A 357-nucleotide genomic window follows, 5' to 3' on the forward strand; every position below is an offset into this window, starting at 1 on the left:
AAAAACCGTGCCATTCTGGCGCATTCAATCTTGCTGTTTTCACCGCAAAGCCAGCAAGTCGTTGGGCTGATTGAGCAACAGCGTTGGACGCGGGATATCACTAAGCGCGGGCAACGCCGCCAACATGCTACTCGCCCTTACGAGGAAAAAGAGAGCTACAAATGGGAACAAGCCTCCGCCAATATGTCTGCCCGTTTAGGCGAGCATATCAACAAGGTGATTTCCGTCTGTGACCGTGAGGCTGATTTGTTTGAATATCTGACCTATAAAACCCAGCACCAACAGCGCTTTGTCGTCCGCTCGATGCAGAGTCGATGCATTCAAGAGCATGCACACAAACTCTATGACTACTCGAAC

Annotated in this window: 1 protein-coding gene; it reads left to right on the plus strand. The window is 50.4% G+C overall.

From position 1 onward, the window contains the following. Positions 1–357, plus strand: a 357-nt coding sequence (locus tag SHEWPOL2_RS22170) for an IS4 family transposase (protein ID WP_037431939.1), incomplete at both ends; no start/stop codon positions are given.

The organism is Shewanella sp. POL2, from assembly GCF_000282755.1.
Classification (GTDB): Bacteria; Pseudomonadota; Gammaproteobacteria; order Enterobacterales; family Shewanellaceae; genus Shewanella; species Shewanella xiamenensis.